Annotated in this window: 17 protein-coding genes; 10 read left to right on the plus strand and 7 right to left on the minus strand. The window is 68.7% G+C overall.

The features are described 5' to 3' along the window. Positions 1-41: 41 nt before the first annotated feature. Together A5678_RS20970 and A5678_RS20975 are read right to left on the minus strand one after the other, a co-directional pair. Positions 42-1361, minus strand: a complete 1320-nt coding sequence (locus A5678_RS20970) for an adenylate/guanylate cyclase domain-containing protein (protein ID WP_068046190.1) — start codon at positions 1359-1361, stop codon at positions 42-44. Positions 1362-1553: 192 nt separating this feature from the next. After that, entirely contained in the window at positions 1554-1991 is a 438-nt protein-coding gene (locus A5678_RS20975) for an ester cyclase (RefSeq protein WP_068046193.1), read from the minus strand. A 218-nt stretch (positions 1992-2209) separates the two neighbouring features. Here A5678_RS20975 and A5678_RS20980 point away from each other — a divergent pair, with 218 nt between their 5' ends. The 4 genes from A5678_RS20980 (at position 2210) to A5678_RS20995 (ending at position 6051) form a co-directional block, all read left to right on the plus strand. Continuing rightward, the gene (locus tag A5678_RS20980; protein WP_068046197.1) at positions 2210-2566 is read left to right on the plus strand and encodes a hypothetical protein; all 357 of its coding nucleotides are present in this window, start codon (positions 2210-2212) and stop codon (positions 2564-2566) included. A 51-nt stretch (positions 2567-2617) separates the two neighbouring features. After that, complete coding sequence (locus tag A5678_RS20985; protein WP_068046199.1) at positions 2618-3424, plus strand: MBL fold metallo-hydrolase; 807 nt, start codon at positions 2618-2620, stop codon at positions 3422-3424. 223 nt (positions 3425-3647) lie between these two features. Then, positions 3648-4790: a PPE family protein gene (locus A5678_RS20990; RefSeq protein WP_068046202.1), complete on the plus strand. Its 1143-nt coding sequence runs from the start codon at positions 3648-3650 to the stop codon at positions 4788-4790. Positions 4791-4920: 130 nt separating this feature from the next. Next, positions 4921-6051 carry a PPE family protein gene (locus A5678_RS20995; protein ID WP_068046378.1) on the plus strand — a complete coding sequence of 377 codons (1131 nt, stop codon included), beginning with the start codon at positions 4921-4923 and terminating at the stop codon, positions 6049-6051. Here the strand turns inward: A5678_RS20995 and A5678_RS21000 are convergent. Next, complete coding sequence (locus tag A5678_RS21000; RefSeq protein ID WP_068046205.1) at positions 6040-8403, minus strand: heavy metal translocating P-type ATPase; 2364 nt, start codon at positions 8401-8403, stop codon at positions 6040-6042. The two genes, A5678_RS20995 and A5678_RS21000, sit on opposite strands and share 12 nt — an antisense overlap. A gap of 108 nt (positions 8404-8511) precedes the next feature. On the opposite strand from A5678_RS21000, the gene A5678_RS21005 reads away from it, so the two are divergent. Both A5678_RS21005 and A5678_RS21010 read left to right on the plus strand, forming a co-directional pair. Further along, positions 8512-8916 carry a CBS domain-containing protein gene (locus A5678_RS21005; RefSeq protein WP_068046381.1) on the plus strand — a complete coding sequence of 135 codons (405 nt, stop codon included), beginning with the start codon at positions 8512-8514 and terminating at the stop codon, positions 8914-8916. Further along, positions 8913-10451 carry an FMN-binding glutamate synthase family protein gene (locus A5678_RS21010; RefSeq protein ID WP_068046207.1) on the plus strand — a complete coding sequence of 513 codons (1539 nt, stop codon included), beginning with the start codon at positions 8913-8915 and terminating at the stop codon, positions 10449-10451. Before A5678_RS21005 ends, A5678_RS21010 begins: the two co-directional genes overlap by 4 nt. 360 nt (positions 10452-10811) lie before the next feature. Here A5678_RS21010 and A5678_RS21015 read toward each other — a convergent pair whose 3' ends face one another. After that, positions 10812-11129 (minus strand): DUF732 domain-containing protein, encoded by a 318-nt coding sequence (locus A5678_RS21015; RefSeq protein ID WP_068046210.1) that lies wholly within the window; start codon positions 11127-11129, stop codon positions 10812-10814. A 722-nt stretch (positions 11130-11851) separates the two neighbouring features. Here A5678_RS21015 and A5678_RS21020 point away from each other — a divergent pair. Then, positions 11852-12178, plus strand: coding sequence for a DUF732 domain-containing protein (locus A5678_RS21020; protein ID WP_068046213.1), 327 nt, complete (start codon positions 11852-11854; stop codon positions 12176-12178). Positions 12179-12578: 400 nt separating this feature from the next. Here the strand turns inward: A5678_RS21020 and A5678_RS21025 are convergent, their stop codons facing one another. Genes A5678_RS21025 through A5678_RS21035 form a run of 3 tightly spaced genes read right to left on the minus strand, consistent with a single transcriptional unit; the run spans position 12579 to position 20386 of the window. Next, complete coding sequence (locus A5678_RS21025; protein WP_082945655.1) at positions 12579-15311, minus strand: cation-translocating P-type ATPase; 2733 nt, start codon at positions 15309-15311, stop codon at positions 12579-12581. Positions 15312-15328: 17 nt separating this feature from the next. Then, the gene (locus tag A5678_RS21030) at positions 15329-15940 is read right to left on the minus strand and encodes a DUF5994 family protein (RefSeq protein ID WP_068046216.1); all 612 of its coding nucleotides are present in this window, start codon (positions 15938-15940) and stop codon (positions 15329-15331) included. Positions 15941-15949: 9 nt separating this feature from the next. Next, the gene (locus A5678_RS21035; RefSeq protein ID WP_156747018.1) at positions 15950-20386 is read right to left on the minus strand and encodes a cation-translocating P-type ATPase; all 4437 of its coding nucleotides are present in this window, start codon (positions 20384-20386) and stop codon (positions 15950-15952) included. A 189-nt stretch (positions 20387-20575) separates the two neighbouring features. On the opposite strand from A5678_RS21035, the gene phoU reads away from it, so the two are divergent. From phoU to mgtA, 3 genes are read left to right on the plus strand one after another with little or no spacing between them, the layout of a single operon-like run. Further along, positions 20576-21241, plus strand: a complete 666-nt coding sequence (gene phoU, locus A5678_RS21040) for a phosphate signaling complex protein PhoU (protein ID WP_068046219.1) — start codon at positions 20576-20578, stop codon at positions 21239-21241. A 36-nt stretch (positions 21242-21277) separates the two neighbouring features. Next, on the plus strand, positions 21278-22276 hold the full coding sequence (locus A5678_RS21045; protein WP_068046222.1) for a magnesium transporter CorA family protein: 999 nt from the start codon (positions 21278-21280) through the stop codon (positions 22274-22276). After that, positions 22273-24900, plus strand: coding sequence for a magnesium-translocating P-type ATPase (gene mgtA / locus A5678_RS21050; RefSeq protein ID WP_068046225.1), 2628 nt, complete (start codon positions 22273-22275; stop codon positions 24898-24900). The genes A5678_RS21045 and mgtA overlap by 4 nt, the downstream gene beginning before the upstream one ends. Positions 24901-25040 lie beyond the last annotated feature (140 nt).

A 25040-nucleotide genomic window follows, 5' to 3' on the forward strand; every position in this document is an offset into this window, starting at 1 on the left:
CGATGACGATCCGCCACCATTCTGACGAGCCATCATCGGTCTTACCTGGAGGCGACGGCGAATAGACGCCACTCGCCAGGCACGCCCTTGAGCTCGTGAGAGCCCCGCTCCTCGAACTCCAGTCCTGACCCGATCACCAAGTCGCGCAGCGTGCTCGAGACGAGTACCTCGTTCGGTCTCGCCAGGGCGCTCACGCGCGCGCCGATGTGCACCCCGATCCCGCCGATGTCCTCACCACGGACCTCGCATTCACCGGTGTGCAACCCGGCGCGTACCTCGATACCCAACGTCTGCACCGCGTCGCGAATCGCCATGGCGCAGCGGATCGCTCGCTGGGGGCCGTCGAACATCGACAGGAAACCGTCGCCCGAAGTGCTCACCTCGCGGCCCCGAAAGCGGGACAGCTGCGATCGGACGATCGCGTCGTGCGCATCAAGCAGCGCATGCCAATCACGATCGCCGATCTCCGCGGCCCGGCGGGTCGAGTCCACGATGTCGGTGAACAGCACGGTGGCGAGCACGCGATCATCGGCAACGTCGGCCTGGTGGCCGGTGAGGAACTGGGCGATCTCTTGAAAGGAATCGCGCCACGGTTCCACGTAGTGAAGCATGTTGCGCCCCGGCAGCCCAACGAACTTCGCACCCGGTATGCGATCAGCGACGTCCCTGCCCCACTCAGGCGGGATAAAGGGGTCGCCAGTGCGATGGAGGACGAGTGTCGGGACGCGGATTGTCGGCAGGACCGCCCGCACGTCCATCTCAGCCACCAGAGGCAGCATGCGAGCAAAGGTCCCTGGGCTCGCCGACAAGCGTTCCAGACGGGCCCACGTGGCCCGGATCTCCTCGTTCCACGGCATGTCCGGATTCTGGAGGTGGTGCATGTCGCCCGTGCCCCACGCGGCGATCACGGCAGCAGTCATCTGCTCGGGTGTGGGTCCTTCGGTGCGTTCGACCATCGGATCCGCGTAGCCCTCCAGCACGACCAACCCGGCGGTGCGCGACGGGTGTGTTGCCGAGAACAGCGCCCCCGTCGCGACCGCGCCGAGGCCCGCGAGGAGGACCGCTTCACGGCTTCCGAGATCGTCGAGCACAGCAGTGATGCTGTCGGCCCATTGCTCCAACGTCGGCAGCGCGCCCGACGCGACGGGATCAGACGCCCCGGTGCCCGGCTGGTCGAAGAAGATGAGCCGACCGACCGATGTCATCGCATTGATCCACCCTTGCATCGACGGTAGTTCCGGCATGAGCTCACAGTTGCTGAGCCACATCGGGACGAACACGATGTCGCGCGGACCTTCGCGGGATGTGCGATAAGCGACGCGCAAGTCCCCGTTCATCGCATAGCGCGTCTCCGAGAACATTGCGGAAGTGTAAGGCGCGCAGCAGGTCGAGCGGCGCGCATCGACACGTCACCACCCCGGGCAGTGCGCTGTTGTTTCCCAGTCTGTGTCGGGCCACCGGGGCGATCGCGGCCCCCGAAGCCGATGCGCCCCAGAACTTTTGCGCTGAACGCACGGCGAAGATGCCCGCCCGGCGACGCACCCGCCACCCTTCTAGCCGATGGGAGGGAGCACACCCATCTGCATCAGCACGTTGGCCATATCGAAATAGACCTTCTCGCACAGCAGTCGATCGCCGTCGAATTCGAAGATGCCGACTATCGGGATCTCGATGCGGCGGCCGGTTGGTGGGATGCCCGCCCATTCGCCGTCGTGGGTTCCCGTGATGAGCCCTTCGCCGAATATCGCGTCGTCGGCATGGCGCATCCTGCCGAGCTCGGCGTGCAGGTCGGGGAAGCCAACCATGAGGCCTTGCAGCAGCTCCCGGACGGCATCCTCGCCATCGCTCGGAACGCCGTTTACCTCGTAGCGTGGCTGCGTGAAGGTGGCGATTGTCGCCTCGACGTCATGGCGGTTTTCCACCTCGACGTGCTGATTGACGATTGCCTCGCGGCGCTGGCGAAGGCTGGTGATGTCGTCTACCGCTGTCATTACGGGGCCTCCTCGATGCCTCGACGAATCCCCCGGTAGGGCGTCACTGTAGAACACCCGTGGGCCACGTGGGCGGCTTTGCTCCGAGGCCATCGTTTCTGGATCGGTAGCGGACCGTCCGATGTCTGCTGATTCGCGTAGTCCACTTCCCCGGTGACGGGGTCGGCGCGAGCGGATACTGATCGCAGCATCACAGCGTCGAGGAAAGGCGCGAGGCAATGTCGAACAATCACAAGTTCAGGAAGGCCATCACCGGGGCGCTGCTGTCCGGCGGCGTGGCGGTGGCGGGTCTGGGGCTGGCCGCGGGCACCGCGCAGGCGGAGCGCGGCATTGCGCCGCAAATCATCGGCCCACTGCCGCTGGATAACTTCACCGTCCCGCACGACTGGTGCCCGGGGCAACCGTTGCCGATGCCGGACGTGCGCTGGGACATGGGCGTCTGCCACCACTGGTACTGGGTCCCCGTCGGCGGGATGGGCAACGTCGGCCAGTTCGTCTGGGAGGGCGACGCTCCCCGCCGGCCGCTGGGTCCGCCCCCTTGCTACGGAGCGCCCATCTGCCTGCCCGGCCTGTAGCAGACATCTTCCGGGCCGCGTGAGCAGCCCGCGATCGGGTAGCCCGCGGGTATGGACATCACCGTGACGTTCGTGGGCAACGCCACCACCTTGATCGCGGCGGGCGGGCTGACGCTGCTGACCGATCCCAACTTCCTGCACCGCGGGCAACACGCCTACCTTGGTCACGGGCTGGTGTCCAAGCGCCTCAAGGAACCGGCGTTGCGCATCGACGAACTACCGCCGGTCGATGCCGTCGTCCTCTCCCACATGCACGGCGACCACTGGGACCGGGTGTCCCAGAAAGGCCTCGACCACGACCTGCCCGTGGTGACCACCCCACACGCCGCCAGACGGCTGCATCACCGTGGCTTCGCCAACGCGAGCGGGCTTTCGACGTGGGAACAACACAAGATCACCAAGGGCGGCACCACCGTCACGATGACGTCGCTGCCGGGCCGACACGGCCCGGGCTGGACCCAGCGGCTGTTGCCGCCGGTGATGGGCACCATGCTGGAATTCGCCGCCGACGACGGATCGCCCCGGCGCCGGCTCTACATCTCCGGTGACACCCTGCTCATCGAGGAACTGAAAGAGATCCCGGCGCGATTCGACTCCATCGACGCCGGCGTGCTGCACCTCGGCGGGACCCGGCTGCCGGCCGGCCCGCGGCTTCCGTTCGGGCTGACCGTAACCATGGACGGCCGCCAGGGCGCGGAACTGGTGGCAATGTTGGCCCTGCCCAAGGCCATTCCGGTGCACTTCGACGACTATGGCGTCTTCGCTTCGCCGCTGGCCGATTTCACGCGGGAGATGCGGCGCCGCGAGATCGCGGATCGAATCATCGAGGTGCCCCGCGGCGCATCGGTGACCGTCTAGCGGGTCCACCGCGGCGCTGTTGACCAGCACCCGGGCCCACGTGCTCGGCGACTACTTTGGCTACCCTAACGTCGCCGGTATATCGTTCTCACGTCCGGGGACTCGACGGGGAAGGATGCGGGCAGCACCCTGGGGGGCGAAATGCGTAAAGTTTCCTGTCTCTTTGCAACTTCGTAAACGAAACTTTCCGGCTGCGTAGTCGGCGTAGACAAGGTGAGATGTGATGGACTTATTCGCGCCACCTGAGGTCACCTCGACGCTCATCCACTCCGGTCCAGGCGCTGGGTCGCTGATCGAGGCCGCCGGCGCGTGGCAGAATCTGGGCGTCGAGCTGGAGAACTCGGTCGCCGTGTACGCATCCGCGTTGTCGTCGTTGATCGATTCGTGGGACGGCCCGTCCTCGATGGCGATGCTGCAGGCCGTACAGCCCTACCTCATCTGGCTCCGCACCACCGCGCAGCAGGCCCAGCAAATGGCCACCTCGGCAGAGTCCGCAGCGGTGGCATTCACCGCCGTCCGGTCGGCCGTGGTCCATCCAGCAGTGGTAGCCGCCAACCGGACGCGGCTGGCGCAGTTGCTGGCCACCAACCGGTTCGGCCAGAATACGGCGGCGATCGCCGCGACCCAGGACGAATACCAGACCATGTGGGCGAACAATTCCGCGGCGATGGCGCGCTATCAGGCGGCGTCGTCACAAGCGACCACGTCGCTGTCGCAATTCAATTCGCCGCTCGCCATCACGAACCCGACGGGCACGCTCAACCAACAGGGAGTGGTGTCCAACGCCCTGCTCGGCACTTCGGCCTCCAGCACGGGGAACGCCATCGACTCGCTCGGCGTCAGCCCCTTCGACCCCAACGCCGGTTGGTTCAGCTACTTCAGCACCTGGGGAAACCAGTTCATCTCCTCCGGTTTCCCGATCAACCTGCTCAGCTACCTGGCGCAGAACACCTCGGCCCAGGCGCTGCAGGGCGTCGGCAGCGACATCGGCCTGGGGCTTTCGGAGGGCGAGGGTGCGCTGGCGTCGTCGGTGACCAGGCTGGCCAGCGCGTTGCAGGCCGCGCCCGGGGGTGCGGCCGCAGGGGCGATGGGGGTCGGTGTTTCGCTGGGCAAGCTAACCGCCCCGCCCGCGGTGGTGGGCCTGCTGCCGGCGACGCAAACGCCGGTGCAACTCGCATCGTCGGTGTCGCCGCTGCCGGCCGATGCCGGACTCACCGGCATGCCGCTCATGCCCATGATGGCGCCGGCCGCCTCCAACTCGGCGGGCAGCGGTTGGCGCAAGCGCAAGCAACAGAAGTTCGAGGACCTTGAATACGGGGCGGAACTCCCGAAGAAGGTGATTCACCGACCGCCAAGCGGGGGATGAGAGCCGATGACGGTTTCTCACCACTCCGGAAGCGGAATCTCGCCGCCGGATAGGTTAATCGTGGCGCAAATGCCCTGTCGCGCAAGCGCAGTGGTGGTTACGCGCGTCCTGTCCCGTTGGGCGAGACGTGATTGACTTTGGCCTGCTGCCGCCCGAGATCACTTCGGCGCTGATCCACTCCGGACCCGGCGCCTGGTCAATGATCGAAGCCGCCGGCGCGTGGCAAGAGCTCAGCGCCGAATTGGAGGCGGCGGCAAGCAGTTACACCGCGGAGTTGGCGACGCTGGCGGGGACATGGCAGGGTCCGTCCTCAGTCGCGATGGTCCAGGCGTTCGAGCCCTACCTGGCCTGGTTGCGGACCACCGCGGCGCAGTGCCAGGAAATCGCCGCATCGGTCGAAACCGTCACGGCCGCTTTCGAATTGACCCACTGGACGGTGGTGCATCCTTCCGTTGTTGCAGCAAACCGGGCGCGGTTGGCAATGTTGCTGGCCACTAACTTCTTCGGTATCAACGCTCCGGCCATCGCCGAGACGGAAGCCGAGTACAACGCCATGTGGATGAACAACTCGGCGGCGATGTATCGCTACGGCGCGACCTCACTGAACGCGGTCAAGCTCTCCCCACTCTCGTCGCCGCCGCCCGTCGCCAATCCTTCGGTGGTCTCCACCCAGGCCACGATGGTGCCCGCCGCCAACGCTCTGATCGGCTCTTCGGCCAACACGCAGTCGATCATTGACGCGCTCGGCGTCACTCCTTTCGATCCCAACAAGGGCTGGTTCGGCTACACCAGCATCTGGGGTTGGCAGTTCATCGCCAGTGGATTCCCCGTCAACCTGCTCAGCTACCTGGCGCAACTCAATGCGGCCCAGGCGCTTTCAGGTGTTGGCGCCGACATCGGACAGGGCCTGGCGGAGGGTTCGGCCGCGCTGGCATCGGCGGATGCGAGCCTGGTGAACGCCCTCGGTTCCGGGGCGCTGGCGCCGCGGGGCGCGCTGGGCGTTTCCGTGCTGGTGGGCAAGCTGAGCATGCCGCCCGCGACGGTCGGGATGCTGCCGGGCGCGCAGCCGCCGGTGCAGCTCGCCTCGGCGGTGTCCGCGCTTCCGCCCGGGGAAGCATCGCCACCCCCTATGCCGGTGGCGCCCATGCGGCGGCCGTCGGGCGGCAAGGGTGGCCGTGGCGACGGGCGGGACTACGAGGACATCGAAATCGGCGCGGAGCTGCCCGGCACAGTCATGAAACGACCACCGTCAGCGGGATAGCTTGTGCGCCAAGGCGTCCCGGCCGTCCGGCTTTCGTGGGCCCGGTTCGTCCTCGGCCAGGGTGAAATAGCTTTCCTCCTCCTGCAGGAAGTGCAGGCGCAGCAGGGCGTGCAACCCGTATAGGCAGGCGAGCAGGTCGTCGAGCTGGTCGGGACCGATCGCGCCATTGCTCTGCGCCAAGGCCAAGTGGGCGCCGATCCGGTCGGAGAGTCGCTGGATCTCCGCGTGGGTGCGGCTCATCGGCGCCGTCGCTTCGCTGGTGCCCAATGGGTGGGCCAGCGCGGGGTAAAGCTGCGTCTCTTCGGCTTGCTCGTGCGGGATGATCCGCTCGGTGAGCACGGCGTGGGCGCGGCCGATCGCCTCCAGCGCCGACCGATCGGGCGCGGCGGCCAACCGGTCGGCGGCGGCGCGCAACAGATCGACGGCGTCGCGCAGCTCGTCGTGTTCGGCGTCGAAGCGCCGCAACATCTGTTCGGTCGCTGCGGGCAGGTCGACCTCGATGTCCGGGTTGCCGCGCAGGGCGCGCAGCGCGTTGAGAATCACGGCGACGTCGATGCCCTCCTGCACCAGTGCGCCAAGCGCCGGTGGCAGCCAACCGACGGCGGCGACGGCCATCGCGGCCAGCGACAGGACCATGCCGACGACCGCGCTCTGCACGGCGATGCGCCGCGACCAGCGGGCGATGTCCATCGCGTCGGCGAGCCGGTCCAGCCGATCGGTGGTCAACACGATGCCGGCGGCCTCAGAGGAGGCGGTGGCACCGCGGGCGCCCATCGCCACGCCGACCGTGGCCGCGGCCAGCGCGGGCGCGTCGTTGACCCCGTCGCCGACCATCACGGTCACCGCGCGGTCCTTCTCGGTGCGCACGGCCGCCACCTTGTCGGCCGGGCTCTGTTCCGCGTACACCTCGTCCAAACCCAGCACGGCGGCCACCTCGCGGGCGGGTTCGGCGCGGTCTCCGGTCAGCATCACCAATCGGTTCAGCCCGGCTTCGCGTAACCGGCGCAGCGTTCGTGGTGCATGGCGACGCAGCGGGTCGCGCAGCAAAACCGCGCCCGCGGGTCGCCCGTCGACGCAGACCCAAGCGATCGCGGCGCCGTCCAGCAGGGCGCGATTCACCACCGCGCGGGCCCATTCCGCGTTCGCGGTGCCCTGCCAGAGTTTGCCGACGTGGATACGCCGGCCGTCCAGGGTGGCGGTGACGCCGCGGCCCGGCTCCTCGACCACCTCGGAGGGTAGCGACAGCCGCAGGCCGCGAGCCCGCGCCGCGGTGACAATCGCCTCGGCCAAGACGTGCGGAGACATCTGATCCACCGAGGCGGCCAGCCCCAAGATCTCGAGTGCATCGCGGCCTGGCGCGGCCGCGACATCGATGACGACGGGACGTCCCATGGTCAGGGTGCCGGTCTTGTCCATCACCAAAGTCGTTGCATGCCCGAGGTTTTCCAGGGTGCCGCCGCTGCGGATCACCACGCCGCGCCGCGACGCCCGCGACAGCCCGGACACGATCGCAACCGGTGCCGCCAGCAACAGCGGGCACGGCGTGGCCACCACCAGCACCGCCACCGCCCGCACCGCCGACCCGCTGGCGAGCCATGCCGCACCCGCCACCATCAGCGTCAACGGCAAGAACCACGCCGCATACCGGTCGGCCAGCCGTACCACCGGCGCGTTCTCCGCTCCGGCTTCCGCGGCCAGGCGGACGATCTGCGCGTAGGTGCTGTCGGTGGCGGTGGCCGTGGCGTGAATCTCGAAGGCGCTGCCCGCGTTGACCACCCCGCTGCGCACGGGCTCGCCGGCGCCGCGCTCCACCTGCAGCGGTTCGCCGGTCAGGACCGATTCGTCCAGCACCGCGACCGCACCGGAAACGCGCCCGTCGACGGGCACCACTTCGCCCGGGCCCACCACGAGCAGATCCCCGACCGCGACCTCGTCCAGTGCGATGACGTCCACCGTCGACCCGACGCGGCGGCGGGCGAACCGCGGCGCGTGTTCCAGGAGCGCCCGCAAATCGCGGGACGCGCGGCGCTCGGCCGCCGCCTCCAGCGCCCGCCCGCCGGCCAGCATGACCGCGATCAACGCGCCGGCGAGATACTCGCCCACCAGCAGCGTGCCGGCCAGCGACAACACCGCGATCAGATCGACCCCGAATCGGCCCCGGCGCAATGCGGCGAGCACCCACACCACCGCGGGGACCACCGCCGCCACTGTGCCCGCGATCCAGCAGCCGTCGGCGACCCCGGGCGCCCCGGCAAGCCGTGCGATCCCCCCGGCCGCCAACGCGACGACGGTCACCGCGACAAGAATCGGTTCGACCCACTGACCGGGCCGCAACCAACCCATAGCGCCCATGCGTGCCAGCTTGGTCGCGCGTCCCGGAGTGGGCTAGGGCCGGATGGACGCGGATTGAGGACTCAGGTCACTAGAAAGGCCCACCGCCGCTCGACGAGCATGGGAGACGTGCCTGACATATCTACGCCGGGGTCCATCCCGATCGCCACCCTCACCGGTGACCCTGTTGCCCGCGTCCCCGCCGACGCCACGATTGCCGACGCCGCCCGTGCGATGGTGACTTGCGACGTGGGCGCCGTCGTGATCGGCGACGACGCGCGGCCGCTCGCGCTGGTGAGCGAGCGCGACATCGTGCGGGCGGTCGCCGCCGGCCGGAACCTCGCCACCGTCGCGGCCTCCGAGCTGGCCAGCACCAGGCTGGTGTGGTGTGACGCCGAAGCCTCGGTCGACCAGGTCGCGGCCCGGATGATGGACCGCTACATCCGCCACGTGCTGGTGGAGCGCGACGGCGCGCTGGTCGGCATCGTGTCGGCCCGCGACCTGCTGGGCGTCTACACGGATTTCGATTCTTGAAATCCCGGGCGGTGGCCGCGTTGGTCGGCGGGGGCCTGGCCGGAGTCACGGGGTGGGATCTGCTGCAGCGCCGGCACACCATCTTGCGCAACTACCCGATCATCGGGCACCTGCGGTTCCTGCTGGAAGCGGTCGGCCCGGAACTGCGCCAGTACATCGTCACGGACAACGACGCGGAGCGGCCGTTCAGTCGCGACCAGCGGCGCTGGGTGTACACGTCCTCGAAGCTGGCCAACCGGTATTTCGGCTTCGGCACCGACAACGACCTGGAGCGGGTGCACAACTATCCGATCATCAAGCACGCGGCGTTTCCCGTCGCGGCGCCGGAGGGCGAACCCGAGCATCCCGACCCCGCGGTGCCGTTGCCGTCGGCCAAGGTGCTCGGCGGCGCGCGGGGCCGCGCCAAGGCGTTCCGCCCGCCGTCGGTGGTCAACATCTCCGGGATGAGCTTCGGCGCGCTCGGCGGCGCGGCCATCACCGCCCTCAACAAGGGCGCGGCCATCGCGGGGGCCCTGCACACCACCGGCGAGGGCGGGGTGTCGCCGTATCACCTGAACGGCGGCGACCTGGTCTGGCAGATCGGCACCGGCTACTTCGGTTGCCGCGACGACGCCGGCCGCTTCAGCCTGCCGAGGCTGATCGACCGGGTGGCGGCCACGCCGGCGATCCGCGCCATCGAGATCAAGCTCAGCCAGGGCGCCAAGCCCGGCCTGGGCGGCGTGCTGCCCGGCGCCAAGGTCACGCCCGAAATCGCCGCCATCCGCGGCGTTCCGGTCGGGGTGGACTGCAGGAGCCCCGCCGGGCATTCCGCGTTCCGTGACGTCGACGGGCTGCTGAACCTGGTGGAGACCATCGCCGCCGAGACGGGCCTGCCGGTCGGCATCAAGTCGGCGGTCGGGGAAGACCGGTTCTGGTGTGACCTGGCCGCGCGCATGGCCCGCACCGGGACGGGCGTCGACTTCGTGACCGTCGACGGCGGCGAGGGCGGCACCGGCGCCGCCCCGCTGGTCTTCAGCGACCACGTCGCCCTGCCGTTCAAGTGGGCTCTCCCGCGGGTCTACCGGGCCTTCGCCGAGCACGGGCTGCACCACGACGTGATGTTCATCGGGTCGGGCAAGCTGGGCATCCCGGAGAACGCGCTGCTGGCGTTGGCCACCGGCTGCGACATGATCAACGTCGGCCGAACCGCCATGTTCTCCATCGGCTGCATTCAGGCCCAGCGCTGTCACACGGGCCGCTGCCCGTCGGGCGTCGCCACCCAGTCACCGTGGCTGCAACACGGCCTCGACCCGGACCTGAAGTCGGTGCGCTGCGCCAACTATCTCGCCACCCTGCGTTTCGAACTGCTGCAGCTCGCCCGCACCTGCGGCTACGTCCACCCGGCGCTGGTGCCGCTGGAAGCCATCGAACTGCTCGACCTCGACATGAAGACCGTGCGGGTCGACGAATTGTTGGGCTACCAGCCCGACTGGGGATTGCCGGGCCGGGCCGACATCGAGGCGATCACCACCGTGATGTCCGGCGCCGCAAGATGAACTTGCGGATCTTTCCTGAATCGGGACGACACGGTGGACTCGGAGGCCGAGTCTGGGGCTGAAAGGCTACTGCTGGCCTCGGATGGCTCGCAGGTCAGATTGACCCTGCTGGAATCCCCGAGTTATCTGGTCCGTGACAACCGTGCCGGTGCCCTGCTGCGTGCCTGGCGCGCGGCAGCTACAGCCGAGGACACCGAACGGGTTAGGGTCAGCGCCCGCCGGTACCGCTGCCGAAACAGCCGCGCCGAGCGTAATAGCAACGCTGACAAAGACTTTCGTGATCACTTGGTGGTTTCTCCTAATGTTGTCAGCTTCATTCTATGTCGGCTGTCTGATGGCTGCACGCTTGACATACGCCGTCTACCGCAACTCATGCGGGCAGTACGCAGCCATGCTCACGCCGACAAAATACCCGGCATGGTAGGCGTCGAGGGTACTGCTTTTCAGCACCTCTTCCGCGACATCGGTGTAGGTTTGGCCAGTATCGAGTAGCTGGCAAACCTTATGACCCGCACTGATCGCGGAATCGGGCGAAACGTAGCTAATGCCCTTGTCCCTCAACGCTTTCAGGAATGCGTCATCCGTAGCGTCGGCATGCGCGGTCGAAGCTACTCCAAGAGGGCCGAGCAACGCGACCACCACAACCACACGACGGCCACCCATGCGGGTGCTCCTCATCTTCTGATGCTCCTGTAGAACAGCTAACGCGAGCCATCGGGTAGGCGGCACACTGGTGAACTTTGGCCAACACGACTGCAGGTTGCTCGACAGATGTAGGTAGCCCGTCGTCCGTTGCGGTGGTCGGGTGACGCTGCGGGCCAGCGACCGTACGGTTCACCAGAACCGTCAAAGAGTCTCGACGAAATCGAGGCAACCATCAGAGACAAACAGTCCTTGGTGGCGGAACGCAGTAGTTTAAAGACCAGTCGCTTACCCACCGCCGTTCCCGGGTGGAGGTCTGCTGTGGGTGGCCGGGCCGGTGAACCAGGTCCACGCAATCTGCAGCCGTGTTGTTGGTCCACCGTTGTGAGAGTCGAGGGCAGGGCGGGCGCATTCTTTGCCCAGCTTCTCGAGAGAGCCACCCGGTCGAAGCGCGCGACCTGTTCCGGCGTCAACTCGTTGCGGTGATCGCGCTTAAGCCCTTTGTGGAAGAAGGCCTTTGCGCTGGACATGTGCGCGTTCATGTGCGATGACGACAGTCAGCTTTAATGCGTTTCGCAGCTGGTTCCCAGCTCGACACGGTAGTATCAACCGGATTATCGGCCCAGGATCCTGCGATGATCGCTACAGCCGATCCTGGCAGTACACTTCATAGAGGTCTCTCCGGAAATTGACGTCTTTCCAGTTTCCAGTCCCGGTATGAGGCAAAGGAGAAGGAGCTATGGCGGCACAGATGCGCTATGGCCGATTTTGAGGGATTAGCGGTAATAGGTGGCTTACTTGTGGTCGGCGGGCTAGTTTGGACTAACCCGGCCCAGGCTGACGTCGACTCCTATCTCAATGACCTGCACAAGGCCCGGATCTATGATGCCGACGGTGGCGACGCCGCGCTGTTGCAGGTGGGCCAGAAATTATGCGTCCAAGTATCGTATGGCGTTTGTCCCCAAGAGCTTAAGGCTATGGCGCTGCAAAGATCCGACGCCAATCTGGGCGATCGTGGGCTGAGCCCCGAACAGGCCGACGAGTTCGTTAACTACGCCATAGCCGATCTCTGTCCGAACTACTAGTCAAGTGTTATAGAAATAAGTTGATAATACCGAATTGTTGTTGAGCTTCCGACGGTGTCGTTTACGCCTTCGCCCGGCCATAACTTGCCAACATTGCGACCGGGTCAAATTCATCACGGCTGTGCTAGTGCAATAAATACCGCACTATGCCCACAATGCGGGTGTTGATAGCTGTGTCATAATTCACGCTGGCATTGCGTATCGGCGAAGCTGATATAGCCCTTCGGCGTTACCACTGCCGCCAGGTCCGACCCAAGATTGCTGGCGGGCCGATCACCCGCAGATTGATATGCCGCCAGACCGGGTACCGATTTTCAATGCCCGCGAACCCGCGCATGTCGCGTGTGCTCGACGAGCATCGCCTTTATGCACTCGGAACAACCGCATTGCTGGTCAGATGCTAGATGCAGGGCGCATCTGACTGCTCAGCGTGCGTTACTGAACTGGGCCTCATGGGGGTCGGATCGGTCGGTTGGCGTCGTCGGCTGTCCAGATGACGCAAGATGAACTTGCGGATCTCGCTCACCCACAGGACCGTGCTGGCCAAGGCCACGCACACCAGCCACTGGCTCACCGACAGCGGCGTGGTGGTGAAGGCGGTGTTGAGGACCGGCAGCTGGACGACGGCCACCTGCAGCAGCGCCGACAGCGCGATCGCCGCCCACAACCAGCCGTTGGCGAAAAACCGGCGGAAGGCGGTCCGGGTCTCCGAACGGGCGTTGATGGTGTTGATCAGCTGGGCGATCACCAACACCGTGAAGCCCGCGGTGCGGGCGGTGTCTAGGGATGACGGCAGGGGCCCGGTGGGCGAGTACAGGTGGATCGTGACGAGCGTGGCGACCGCCACGGCCGCGCCGATCACGATGATGTTGTTCCACATCCGCCCGTCGATCACCCGGTCCGACGCCGAGCGCGGCGGCCGATCCATGACGTCCTCGGTGTGTGGGTCCACGCCCAGCGCCAGCGCCGGGGCGCCGTCGGTCAGCAGGTTGATCCACAGAATCTGCGTGGCCAGCAGCGGCAGCGCGACGGTATGACCCTGCGACAGGCCCACCGCCCCGGCCAGCACGACGCCGAAGAAGACGGTGAAGATCTCGCCCATGTTGGAGGACAGCAGGTAGCGCAGCGTCTTCTTGATGTTCGAGAAGATGCCCCGGCCCTCGCGGATGGCCTGGACGATGGTCGCGAAGTTGTCGTCGGCGAGGATCATGTTCGCCGCTTCCCTGGCGACCTCGGTGCCGGTGCGGCCCATCGCAATGCCGATGTCGGCCGCCTTGAGCGCGGGCGCGTCGTTGATCCCCTCCCCGGTGACGGCGACGATCTCATGCTCGGCCTGCAGCGCGTCGATGATGCGCTGCTTGTCCTCCGGATCGACCTGGGTGAACTGCGAATGCTGGCGCACCGTTTCGCGCAGCTGGTGGTCGTCGAGGGCGGCGAGCTGGACGCCGGACACGGCCGACTCGCGGTCTTCGATGCCCAGCTGGTGGGCGATGCGCGCCGCGGCGCGGGGATGGTCGCCGGTGATCATCACGACCCGGACCCCGGCTCGCCGGGCCTCGGCGATCGCGGCGGCCGCTTCCGGCCGGGGCGGGTCGGTGATGCCCACCATGCCCAGGTACACCAGGTCGGCGTTCGACCGGCACGCGACTGCCACGGCGTGCAGGGCATCGAGCCTCAGCCGCTCGGCGTCGCTTCGAATGGCGGCCCGCGCCGAGTCGTCGAGCGGGACAACCCGATCGCCGGCCTGTAGGTGTGTGCAGCGGGCGAGCAGCTCGTCGGGGTCGCCGATCGTCACTCCGGCCGGGGTGGGCCGCCGCCCGCTTCCGAGCTTCCTACGGGCCACCAGGAAGGCGGCGTCGACGGGGTCGCCCCGGATCGTCCAGCCTCCGTCGTGCGCGTCGAGGGTGGCGTTGGCGACCGCGGCGCCGCCGTCGAGCACCAGCGCGGCCTGGCGCCACAGGGCGTCGCCCTCGTCCAGGGCGGCCCCGCCACGCTCGAGGCGACCCTCGGGCCGATATCCGGCGCCGGTGACCGCCACCTCGCCGAGCGGGGTGACGACCCGCACGATCGTCATCTCCCCGGTGGTGAGCGTGCCCGTCTTGCCCGAGCACACCACCGACGCCGACCCCAGGGTCTCGGCGGACGACAGCTCCTTGACGACGGCGTTCTGGCCGGCCATCCGCCGCATTCCCAGCGCGAGAACGACCGACATGATGGCGGGCAGGCCTTCCGGGACGGCGGCCACGGCGAGCGATACGCCCAGGAGCGCGGCCGTCACCACGTCGTGGGCGCTGTGAATGCCGAAGACCAGGAGAATGGTCGCGATCACGACGACGGCGATCACCAGCACCGCGACCCCCAGCAGCCGGCTGGCCCGCGCCACCTCCCGCTGCAACGGGGTCGCCTCATGGTCGACGACGCGCACCAGGCCGGCGATCTGCCCGGTCTGGGTCGCCATCCCCGTGGCGGTCACCACCGCCCGCCCGACGCCCGTGCTGACCGCGGTGCCCTTGAACACCATGTCCGCCCTCTCCCCGAGCGCCGAGGGCTCGGCGAGCGTGCGGGCGTCCTTGAGCACCGGTTCGCTCAGGCCCGTCAACGCGGCCTCCGACACCTCCAGCCCCGCGGCCGAGAGGAGCCTGGCATCGGCCGCCACGGCATCGCCCTCGGCGAGCAGCAGCACATCGCCGGGCACCACCTCGCTCGCCGGAACGGTGCGCCGCGCGCCGTCGCGAATGACCGCCGCCGAGGTCGCGGCCATCCGCGCCAACGCGCCGACGGCGCGCTCCGCGTGTGATTCCTGCGCGTAACCGAGGAGCGCGTTCAGGACGAGGATGACCGCGATCACGACCGCGTCGACGGGCCAGCCGCCGGCCCCCTCCACAACCCAGACCGCGAGCGAGGCGATCAACGCCGCGAGCAGCAGGTAGATCAGGGGGCTGCGAAACTGCGCCAGCAGCCTCATGTAGGCCGGCGTCGGCGGAACGCTCTCGATGGCGTTCGCGCCAACGACCGCGAGCCGGCGCGCGGCTTCCGCCGCCGTCAGTCCGAATTCGGCGTCGGTGCGCAGCTTTTCGACGACGGCGGTGGCGTCGAGTAACGCGGGGTCTGGGTCGATCAGTGCGGCGTCCACCGAACGCGCTCACCCGCTCAGGGGTGGCTCGCCGGCAGCGCCGACGGGGCTTCTCTGCGGGACTCCATCATGCGGTTGCGGACGATGTGCTCGACGAGGATGGGGACGAAGGTCTGGACGGGTGCGTCGACGAACTGCTCGGCGGCCTCCTCGGACCAGCGCCTGATCTGAGCGGTCCGCTGCTCGTCACCGAGCCCTTCGTGGCGGGCCAGCTTGTCCGCGACGTCGGCCACGGACCGCGCCACGGTCGACCGGCTGCGCGACGGCACTTCGTCGGCGGGCACCCGCGCCTGCTCCAGCGCTTGACGGGCGACCTCCTCGCCGGCGTCCGGGCGGATGACGTGGAGTGTGAGGTGGTGGCCGTCCGCGCCGATCAGGATGACGCTCGACGGCTCGTCGCTGGTGAAAGCCAGCAGTTCGACCGTGTGGCCGTCGATCTGCACCAGCGCGGGAGTCTCGTGCCAGCCATTGCGGCGGTAGCCCACCATCACGACCGGGCCCAGCCGCTCGGACACCGAGGTCAGCAAGTCCGGCAACTCGTCGGCCAGGTTCGTCGTTCGCGGCCACCAGGCGCCGTCGACGTGCTCCGACACGGACCGATATGGCTTGAGCTGTAAGCGATTTTCCATGTGCACGCCTCAATCTTGTTCGGCGCGAGCGGAACCCGGCAGGGTCCGCCGCACCGAACGGGTATGACCTTGTGCCCTTTCGGGATCGGTCGCCGGCTCGCCGCCGAGCCAGCGCCGCTGCACGCTGTGTGACGCGCGCAACATCAAATCGGGTGCGACCGCGGACAGGGAGCTGGCCGTCGCCGCGGCCAGCAGGCCCTGGCCCCAGGCGAGCGGGTCCAGCGGCGTGCAACCGAACACCTGACTGAGCCCCGGGGTGCTCACCACCACCGCGAGCGCGCCCAGCGAGCCGACCGACGTCAGCACCACCAGCGGCGCGTGCGAGTCGACCAGCGTTTGCGTGAGTTGCGCGCCGACCAGCGCGACCAGGGCGACCGTCGCCGCGCGGCGCGGCGGGCCGGTCACGCTGGCCATCGCCCAGCCGGCCGTCGCGGCAACAGTGGTGGCCGCGCCGCGGATCCCGATCGCCCGCCACATCGCCGCCTCGTCGCGGTCGACGTCGGCGGTGCCCGTCTGGGGGCTCACGGCCAACGCGGCGGCGGGCAGCGCGTCGGTCAGCATGTTGACCAAGAGCATCTGGCGGGTGTTGAGCACCGAACGCCCGGTCAGCACGGTGGTGATCAGGGCGAAGCACACCTCACCGAGGTTGCCGCCCAACAGCATCGACACCGCCGACTGCACGCGCCGCCACAGCTGCTCGCCCTCGTCGAGCGCGTCGAGCAGCGCCTCGATCCGTTCATCGAGCAGCACCACGTCGGCCGCGGTGCGGGCCGCGTCGCTGCCCCGCGCCGCCACGCCGATGCCGACGCTGGCCGCCCTGATCGCGGCGGCGTCGTTGACGCCGTCGCCGACCATGGCCGTCACCAGCCCGGCCCGCTCGAGGGTCTGCACCACGTCGATCTTGTGTTCCGGCGTCATCCGCGCGAACACCACCCGCGACGCCGCCGCGGCGGCCCGTTGGTCGGCGGACAGCGCCTCCCAATCGTTGCCGGTGATCACCTGGTCGGCGGTGACGTCGATCCCCAACTCCTGTGCGATCACCGCCGCTGTCGCCGGGTGATCGCCGGTGATCAACCGGACGCCGATGCCACGCTCGCCGAGTTCCTTCAGCACCGCGGGGGCCGCGGCCCTAGGGGTATCGGCCAGTCCAAGCAAACCGATCGGGGTGAGGCCGGAGCCGCACAGGGCCTCGAGGTGGTCGGGATCCGTTGCGGCGGAAGCGGCTTCGCTCGCACTGAGTTGGCGCTCGCCCACCGCCAGGACCCGCAACCCGTTGGCCGCCATCTCGTCGACCAGCTCCGTCAAAGGGTGGTCGTCCTGCAGCAGCGCCGACGCCAGCACCTCGGGTGAGCCCTTGATGGTCAGGCGGGTGCCGACCAGCGCGGCGGCGAAGGGCCGGCCGGACTGGAACGGCAGGAAGGCGTCCCGGGTCAGCCGCTGCGGCCCGGAGCCGTCGCCCCGCAGGGCGGGATCGGCGGCGGCCCGGTGTATCGCATCGTCGGTGGCGTGGTCGACGCGGTGGGTGTGCCTGGCGTAGCTGGTGCTCAGCGCGGCGTCGAGCACCGCGCCCGGGGTGTAGCCCGTTATCGGGCGCACCGCTTTGACCTTCAGCCGGTTCTCGCTCAGCGTCCCGGTCTTGTCGAAGCACACCACGTTCAGCCGGGCCAAGGCTTCCACCGAGTGCGGGTTGCGGATCAGCACCGATTCGCCGGTGAGCCGGCGCGCGGCGGCCAGCTGGGCCAGCGTCGCCACCAGCGGCAGGCCCTCCGGGATGGCGGCGACGATCAGCGTGACCGCGCTGGACACCGCCTCGCGCAACCCGGTGCCCCGCGCCACGCTGAGCAGTCCGACCAGGCCCCCGCCGGCCACGCTGAACGGCAGGGCCCGGCGGGTGATGTGCCGCAACTGCCGCTGCAGCCCGATCTCCTGCATCTTCCGCGGGGCCATCGCCAACGCCCGGCGCATCTCCGACTGCGACCCCACGGCGGTGACCACGGCCACCGCGGTGCCCGCGACCACCGTCGTGCCGGCGTAGAGCATGCAGGTCCGCTCGGCCAGCGGGGCGCCCGGCGTGGGATCGGTCTGCTTGGCCACCGGCAGCGATTCGCCCGTCAGCGTCGACTCGTCGACCTCCACGTTCGAGGCGTGCAGCAGGCGGGCGTCCGCGGGCACCACCTCGTCGGCGTGGACTTCGATGATGTCGCCCAGCCGCAGCCGCTTGGTGGGTACCTTCTCGCGGCGGTGCGCGTCCAGTCGGCCCACGCGCCGTCTCGCCGGCGGATCCTGCACGGCGAGTAGGCGATTCAGTGTGTTCTCGGCGTGCAGCTGTTGTTCGGCCGACAGGGCGGCGTTGACGAGCAGCACGCTGCCCACCAGCACCGCGTCCAGCGGCGAGCCGAGCAGCGCGCTCGCCGCCGCGCCGGTGGCAAGCAGCGGGGTGATCGGGTCCGCCAGGTCGCCGCGCATCTCGTCGGCGAAATCGCGGACGACCGCCCACGCCGCCACGCTCGCGTCGTGCAGCGCGCGAACCGGCGGCACCTGCTGCCACCAGGCGGCGGTCGCCTCCTCGCGGTCCTCCCCGGTCGGCCGGGGCAGCAGCCGCTGCACGTCGGCAACGGGCAACGCGTGCCAGTCGTGGCGGTTTTCGGGCTCCGGCAGCGGATCGCGCAGCGTCTTCACGGCCGCCCGGTACCCGAACCACAGGCTGGCGGCCATGCCGACGTTGACCGATGCCGAACTGCGCCCGGGCACACCGGGAATCAGCATCAACGCGCCGAGCGCCGAAGCCGACGCCGACAACCGGACGGCGTTGTCGGTGGCGGCGCGCGCGGCGGGCAGCGCGTGCAACACCCGCCAGGCGCCGGTCAGGTCGTTCGCGATCACGTCGGCGGCCCAGGGCGGGGAATGTCCGGGCCGCAGCAGGCCGATCGTCACATCGGACCGGTGCGCGGCCCGCATGTCCGACGTGGTCAACAGCGCCACGGTGTTCCCGGCGGCCTTGAGTTCCGCGACGGCCGCCGCCACCGCGTGGTCGATCGACCCCTGCGCCGGATAGAGCTGGTCGAAACCCTGTGCCAGGGAACGTAATCCGTCGTCGTCGAGGGAGTAGACGCGCGGCTGCGCCCGCCGCGCCTCGGTCAGCACCGCGGCGGCGAACGGATCGCGGACGAAGCTGATGAGCGCCTCGCCGACGTCGCCCGCCCCGGGGATGTCGGCCAGCGGGTGCCATCCCGGCTGCAGACCGTGGCTGTCGAGCGCGGCCCGAACCGCTTCCCAGGCGTGGGCACGTGCCGAATTCTCCACTCCGAGTACACGACTGACCGTCAATTCGTCGGTGTACAGCGCGCGGGGGTCGACCATGATCGCGTCGATCCGGTCGAGTGCCCGCAGCACACGGGGGCGCACTACCAGCGCGTCGTGGCGGGCAGTGAGGCCGCGGTTCATCGTGCAGCCGAACGCTTCCCGCACGGTGCGCAACGGTTTGGGGATGGCGGCCAGCGCGGCGGCGCCGGCCGCGTCGGGGTTGCGCGTGAGCAGGCCGACCGCCGCGGCGGCGCCGATGCCCGCCATGCCGATGCGGTTGGCGTAGCGTTCCGCCGGCCCGTCCGGTGGAGCGGGGTCGGCGATCGGCGCCGCGCCCGCATCGTCGGGCACCGGCCGGCCGGCCAACCCGGGCTCGTGCCGAGACCACGCCAGCCTGCCGTTCCACGCCTCGGCCGCCAGCATGGTGCGGGTGGCGGCCTCGGCGGCCGCCGCCGTCGGCGACAGCGTCAGGGCGGCGGTGGTGGCGTTGACGATGCCGAACAACACATCGGTGCCCTCCGGCCCGAGGCGTCGCTCCAACTCTCGGCGCAGCCGCGGCAGGTGGTCGGCCACCGTCGGCGGCACGGCCACCAAGTCCGGCAGTCGGGGCAGCCGCAGCAGGCTGCCGGTCAATGAAAGACCAAGACCCACAGAGGCGGCCGTGGCCGAGACCATCCGGCCCATCAACAGCGCGTCGTCGCCCGGCAGGCTGGCCGGCGGGTGCCTGCCCGCGCGCGGTCGTTCGGCGCCGGCGACGGTTCGGCACAGCTCCGCGGCCGACGGTCCGCCGTCAGCCACGGTGACCACCACCCGCGCGAGAGTGCGGTTGAGGTAGGCCTGCCGCACGCCGGGCGTCGCGCGGACGGCCGCCAGGACGTCGCTCGCAATCGCGGCGGCGTGTGCACCGTCGAGCCCCCGCACCTCGATCCAGTGCCGCGCACCGTTACTGCTGGTGCGCCGAGCCGGTGGGCCGCCCACCGCCTCCAGCACCGCGCCCGCGGCCGCGCGGGTCAGCGCCGGAACGTCCGGCGAGGCTCGCACCAGGGACCTGCCCACGCTCATCGCGACAGTGCCGCCCAACAGGGCGGTGCCGGCGGCGATCTCGGTGCCCATCGCGGCGACACGCACCGGCGCCAACAGCATGCCCAGGCCGGGCAGGCCGCGTCGTGTGCTCACCGTGCTCTCCCGGCTCAGCTGGTCGTCCGAGTGTCCTCGGCATGGTAATAGCGGCAGATTAACGCGCGGTGGCGCGTGGGGCAGGAGTCGTTCAGGCCCTTTTCGGGTGGCTTTCGTCCCTTGTGAAACTGGCTCCCATTGGGCCACCGTTGCGCTATGCGAACCGCCTACCACCACCAGCTGGCCGAGTTGACCGCCCAGCTCGGCGAAATGTGCGGCCTGGCCAACGAAGCCATGCGGCGGGCTACCGAGGCCCTGCTGGACGCCGACCTTGGGGCCGCCGAACGGGCCATCGGCGACCACGAGCGCATGCTGGTGATGCGGGCGCGAGCGGAACGGGAGGCATTCGCCTTGCTGGCGCTGCAACAACCGGTTGCCGGTGACTTGCGGGCGATTTTCAGCGCCATCCAGCTCATCGCCGACATCGACCGAATGGGCGCGTTGGCCGTGCACGTCGCCAAGATCGCCCGGCGGGAGCACCCGGATCGGGCGCTGCCCGGCGAGGTCCGCGCGTGTTTCGCCGACATGGCCGAGGTGGCAATCGGCCTGGGCGACAGCGCAAAACAGGTGCTGATTTCCCACGACCCGCAGCAGGCCGCCCAGCTTCGCGAACAAGACGACGCGATGGACGAGCTCTACCGGCAGTTGTTCAGCCTGTTGCTGGATCATGAATGGGAGGAGAACATTCCCCTCGCCGTCGACGCGGCGCTGCTGGGCCGCTTCTACGAGCGCTTTGCCGATCATGCCGTGGAAGTCGGGCGCCGGGTCGTCTTCATGGTCAGCGGCGACCTGCCCGCGGAAGACGAGATATCCACCTACTGAGAGGCGCCGGGCGGGCTGGGCTGAGAGGATGGCCTCGTGCAGGTCGCGCCCCACATCCAAGGACGCCTGTGGCGCCACGGAAAGCCGCAGGACGACTTCAAGTTCGATCAGATCTCCGATTACCTCCGCGAGCCCGACGCCCTGGTCTGGGTGGATCTGTGCGAGCCGGACCACGATGCGTTTTGCGCGCTGGCGGACGAACTCGGCCTCAACAGGTGGGCCGTCGAAGACGCCGTGGCGGCATCCGAACGTGTCAAGGCCACCGCGTACGAGACCCACACTTTCTGCACCCTGTATGCCGTCCACGTCGCGGACGACGCCGGCGACGAGCCGCAGCGGATGCTGTCCATGCAGCGGATCTCGGCCTTCGTCCTTCCCCGCGGTTTGATCACCGTGCGACTGACGCCCGACTTCGACGTCGCCGCCGTCACGCGGCGCTGGGACGAGATCGGCGCCCTGCAGTACGGCGTAGGCGCCCTGGTGCACGGGTTGCTCGATGTCGTGGTGGACAGTCACTTCGCGGCGGTGGAGGCCCTGGACGACTGCATCGAAGCCATCGAAGACGAGCTGTTCGATGGCAGCCCGCGCCAACCGAGCTTTCAGCGCAGGACCTTTCAGATGAGACGCGACCTGGTCGCCCTTCGGCGGGTGGCGCTCCCGATGCGGGAGGTCGTCAACTCGATTCAGCACCACCGCCACGAGGTGGGCACCGCACCCGAACTGGACCCGCTGTACGCCGACCTGTACGACCACGTGCTCCGCGTGTCGGAATGGACGGAGTCGTTGCGCGACATGGTCACAACCATTTTCGAGACCAACCTGTCGCTGCAAGACGCCCGGCTGAACACCATCATGAAGAAGCTGACCGGATGGGCGGCCATCATCGCCGTCCCCACCGCGATCACGGGCTTCTACGGCCAGAACGTGCCCTACCCGGGCTTCGGCCACCTCGCCGGCTTCCTCGCCAGCACCACCTTGATCTTGGTCCTGATGGCGCTCATCTACGTGATGTTCAAACGTCGCGACTGGCTATGATCACCGACCCGCGACAGGAGACCGCCGCCCCGACCACCACGCTGGTCGCGGCCGCCCCCGTCGACGACGTGCTGCGCCGGCTGGACAGCTCGACCGCCGGGCTGTCCAGCGCGGAGGCCGCCGCCCGGCTGACGCGCCACGGACCGAACGCGGTGCGCACCCACCACGTCAATGTCCTTGCGGTGCTGGGTCGTCAGCTGCGCAACGCGGTGCTCATCTTGCTGGCCGGCACCGCGATCGTCTCGTACTTCCTGGGCGACAGCATGCAGGCGGTCATCATCGGCATCATCCTCGCGGCCAGCGTCGGCCTGGGCTTCATCAACGAATACCGCGCCGAGCGGGCCGCCGCCGACCTGCATGCCAGCGTGCACCATAACGCCGTCGTGCGCCGCGACGGGAAGTTCGTCGCGCTCGCCGTCACCGCGCTCGTCCCGGGCGACGTGATCCGGCTGTCGCTGGGGGAGGCGGTGCCGGCCGATGTGCGGCTGATCGATGTCAGCGGTCTGGAATGCAACGAGAGCATCCTGACCGGGGAATCGACCGGATCGGAGAAATCACCGGAACCGGTGCCTCCCGGAACCGACGTGGCCGACGCGACCGACCTGGCCTTCATGGGCACCATCGTCAGCGCCGGCGAGGGCACCGGAGTGGTGTACGCCACCGGGAAAGACGCCGAATTCGGGCGAATAGCAGCCGGATTGGACGAACGCCAGCCCGAAACCGGCTTCCAGGTCGGGCTGCGCCGGTTCTCGTACCTGCTGCTGCAAGTGGCCGTCGCGCTGATGGTGATCATCTTGATCAGCAACCTGCTGCTGGCGAAGCCGATCATCGACTCCGTGCTGTTCTCGCTCGCGATCGCGGTCGGGATCACGCCGCAGCTGCTGCCCGCCGTCGTCAGCACCGGGCTGGCGACCGGATCGCGGCAGCTGGCCAAGGCGAAGGTGCTCGTGAAGCGGCTGGTGTGCATCGAAGACCTCGGCGACGTCGACATCCTGATCACCGACAAGACCGGGACCCTGACGGAAGGCCGGATCCGGCTGGTCGACTCGGTCGATCCCACCGGCGCGCACAGCGATCCGGTCCGCCGGCTGGGGCTGCTGGCCACCGATGTGGACCCGGAAACCGGTGGTGCCAGCGCGAATTCGCTCGACGCCGCCCTCTGGGAGTCTCCGCGGGCGCACCAATTGGTGGCCGGTGCCGCGCACCGGGTTGCGATGCTGCCGTTCGATCATCAACGCCGCGCAACGTCGGCACTGGTCGACGACGACGGCGATCGGGTGCTGGTGGTCAAGGGGGCGCCCGAGCAGGTGCTGGCCCAATGCCGGACCGTCGCGCCCGAGACGGAGGAAACCCTTGCGGCCTTGTTCGCCGCCGGTCGCCGGGTGGTCGCCGTGGCCGCCAAAGCGGCACCGGCGCTCACGGCGCTCACCAGGGCGGACGAATGCGACTTATCGCTCGCGGGCTTCCTGGTCTTCGCCGACGAACCCAAATCGGCTGCGCGGCAATCGCTGTCGGAGCTGGCCGATCTGGGCATCGAGCTGAAGATCGCCACCGGCGACAATCCGCAGGTCGCCGAAAAGGTATGTGGCGAACTGGGTCTGGCATCCAAAGGCACCATCACAGGCACACAACTGGACGCGTTGGACGACGACGCGTTCGCCGACATCGCGCAAAGGCGCACCATCTTCGCGCGCATCTCGCCCGAGCAGAAGGCTCGGCTGATCGTTGCGCTGCGACGCGAGGGGCGATCGGTCGGCTTCCTGGGCGACGGTGTCAACGACGCGCTGGCCCTGCACGCCGCCGATGTGGGGATCTCGGTCGACAGCGCCACCGACGTGGCCAAGGACGCGGCCGACGTGGTGCTGCTGGAAAAAGACCTCAGTGTGCTGGCCACCGGCGTGGCCGAGGGCCGCCGCATCTTCGCCAACACCATCAAGTACGTGCTGATGGGCACCTCGAGCAATTTCGGGAACATGTTCAGCGCCGCGGCAGCGTCGGCACTGTTGCCGTTCCTGCCGATGCTGCCCAGCCAGATCCTGCTCAACAACCTGCTTTACGACACCTCGCAGCTGGCGATCCCGACCGACCGGGTCGACGCGGCGCAGCTGCACGCGCCGTCGCATTGGAACGTCGCGTTCATCCGCCGCTTCATGCTGATCTTCGGGCCGATCAGTTCGCTGTTCGACTTCCTGACGTTCGGCTTGATGCTGGGCGTGCTGCACGCCGGGGCCATCGAGTTCCGGACCGGCTGGTTCGTGGAATCGCTCGCGACGCAGACGCTGATCATCTTCGTCATCCGCACCCGCATGGTGCCGTTCTTTCGCAGCCGGCCCAGCGCCTTGCTGGCCGTCACCAGCCTCACCGTGGTCGCCGTCGGCGCCGGGCTGACGATCTCACCGCTGGCGCGCACGCTGGGGTTCACGCCGCTGCCGTGGCAGTTCTTCGCCGCACTGGGCACCTTCGTCGTCTGCTACCTGGTCTTGGTGGAGCTGGGCAAGCTGCTCTTCTACAGCGAGCCGATACACCTCGCCGGGCAGCCGCACCGCACCCGCGGGAGCGCGTATCGCATCCGGCGACGGGCCGCGCGCTACCACCATTACGTCGAGCGGCGGACGCGAAAGTGATTGTCAGTGCTCGACCCGGACGGCCGGCAGATCCGAAAGGCCTTGCTGGATTCCGCGTTCGACGTTGTCCGTAAGTGTAGTGCTGCCCGCCGGAGCCGTCTCCTGGCAACTGCAGCTGAGGGTGCTGAACGGGCTTGGGT

It is taken from the genome of Mycobacterium sp. E2733 (genome assembly GCF_001667585.1).
In the GTDB taxonomy this organism is placed as follows: domain Bacteria; phylum Actinomycetota; class Actinomycetes; order Mycobacteriales; family Mycobacteriaceae; genus Mycobacterium.

Excerpts from the sequence above, each read along its gene's own strand:
- A5678_RS20970 (WP_068046190.1), bottom strand. The coding sequence starts at position 1,361 with ATGTTCTCGGAGACGCGCTATGCGATGAACGGGGACTTGCGCGTCGCT.
- A5678_RS20975 (WP_068046193.1), bottom strand. The coding sequence starts at position 1,991 with ATGACAGCGGTAGACGACATCACCAGCCTTCGCCAGCGCCGCGAGGCA.
- A5678_RS20980 (WP_068046197.1), top strand. The coding sequence starts at position 2,210 with ATGTCGAACAATCACAAGTTCAGGAAGGCCATCACCGGGGCGCTGCTG.
- A5678_RS20985 (WP_068046199.1), top strand. The coding sequence starts at position 2,618 with ATGGACATCACCGTGACGTTCGTGGGCAACGCCACCACCTTGATCGCG.
- A5678_RS20990 (WP_068046202.1), top strand. The coding sequence starts at position 3,648 with ATGGACTTATTCGCGCCACCTGAGGTCACCTCGACGCTCATCCACTCC.
- A5678_RS21000 (WP_068046205.1), bottom strand. The coding sequence starts at position 8,403 with ATGGGCGCTATGGGTTGGTTGCGGCCCGGTCAGTGGGTCGAACCGATT.
- A5678_RS21015 (WP_068046210.1), bottom strand. The coding sequence starts at position 11,129 with ATGAGGAGCACCCGCATGGGTGGCCGTCGTGTGGTTGTGGTGGTCGCG.
- A5678_RS21020 (WP_068046213.1), top strand. The coding sequence starts at position 11,852 with ATGGCCGATTTTGAGGGATTAGCGGTAATAGGTGGCTTACTTGTGGTC.
- A5678_RS21030 (WP_068046216.1), bottom strand. The coding sequence starts at position 15,940 with ATGGAAAATCGCTTACAGCTCAAGCCATATCGGTCCGTGTCGGAGCAC.
- A5678_RS21035 (WP_156747018.1), bottom strand. The coding sequence starts at position 20,386 with ATGCTGTTGGCGCCGGTGCGTGTCGCCGCGATGGGCACCGAGATCGCC.
- phoU (WP_068046219.1), top strand. The coding sequence starts at position 20,576 with ATGCGAACCGCCTACCACCACCAGCTGGCCGAGTTGACCGCCCAGCTC.
- mgtA (WP_068046225.1), top strand. The coding sequence starts at position 22,273 with ATGATCACCGACCCGCGACAGGAGACCGCCGCCCCGACCACCACGCTG.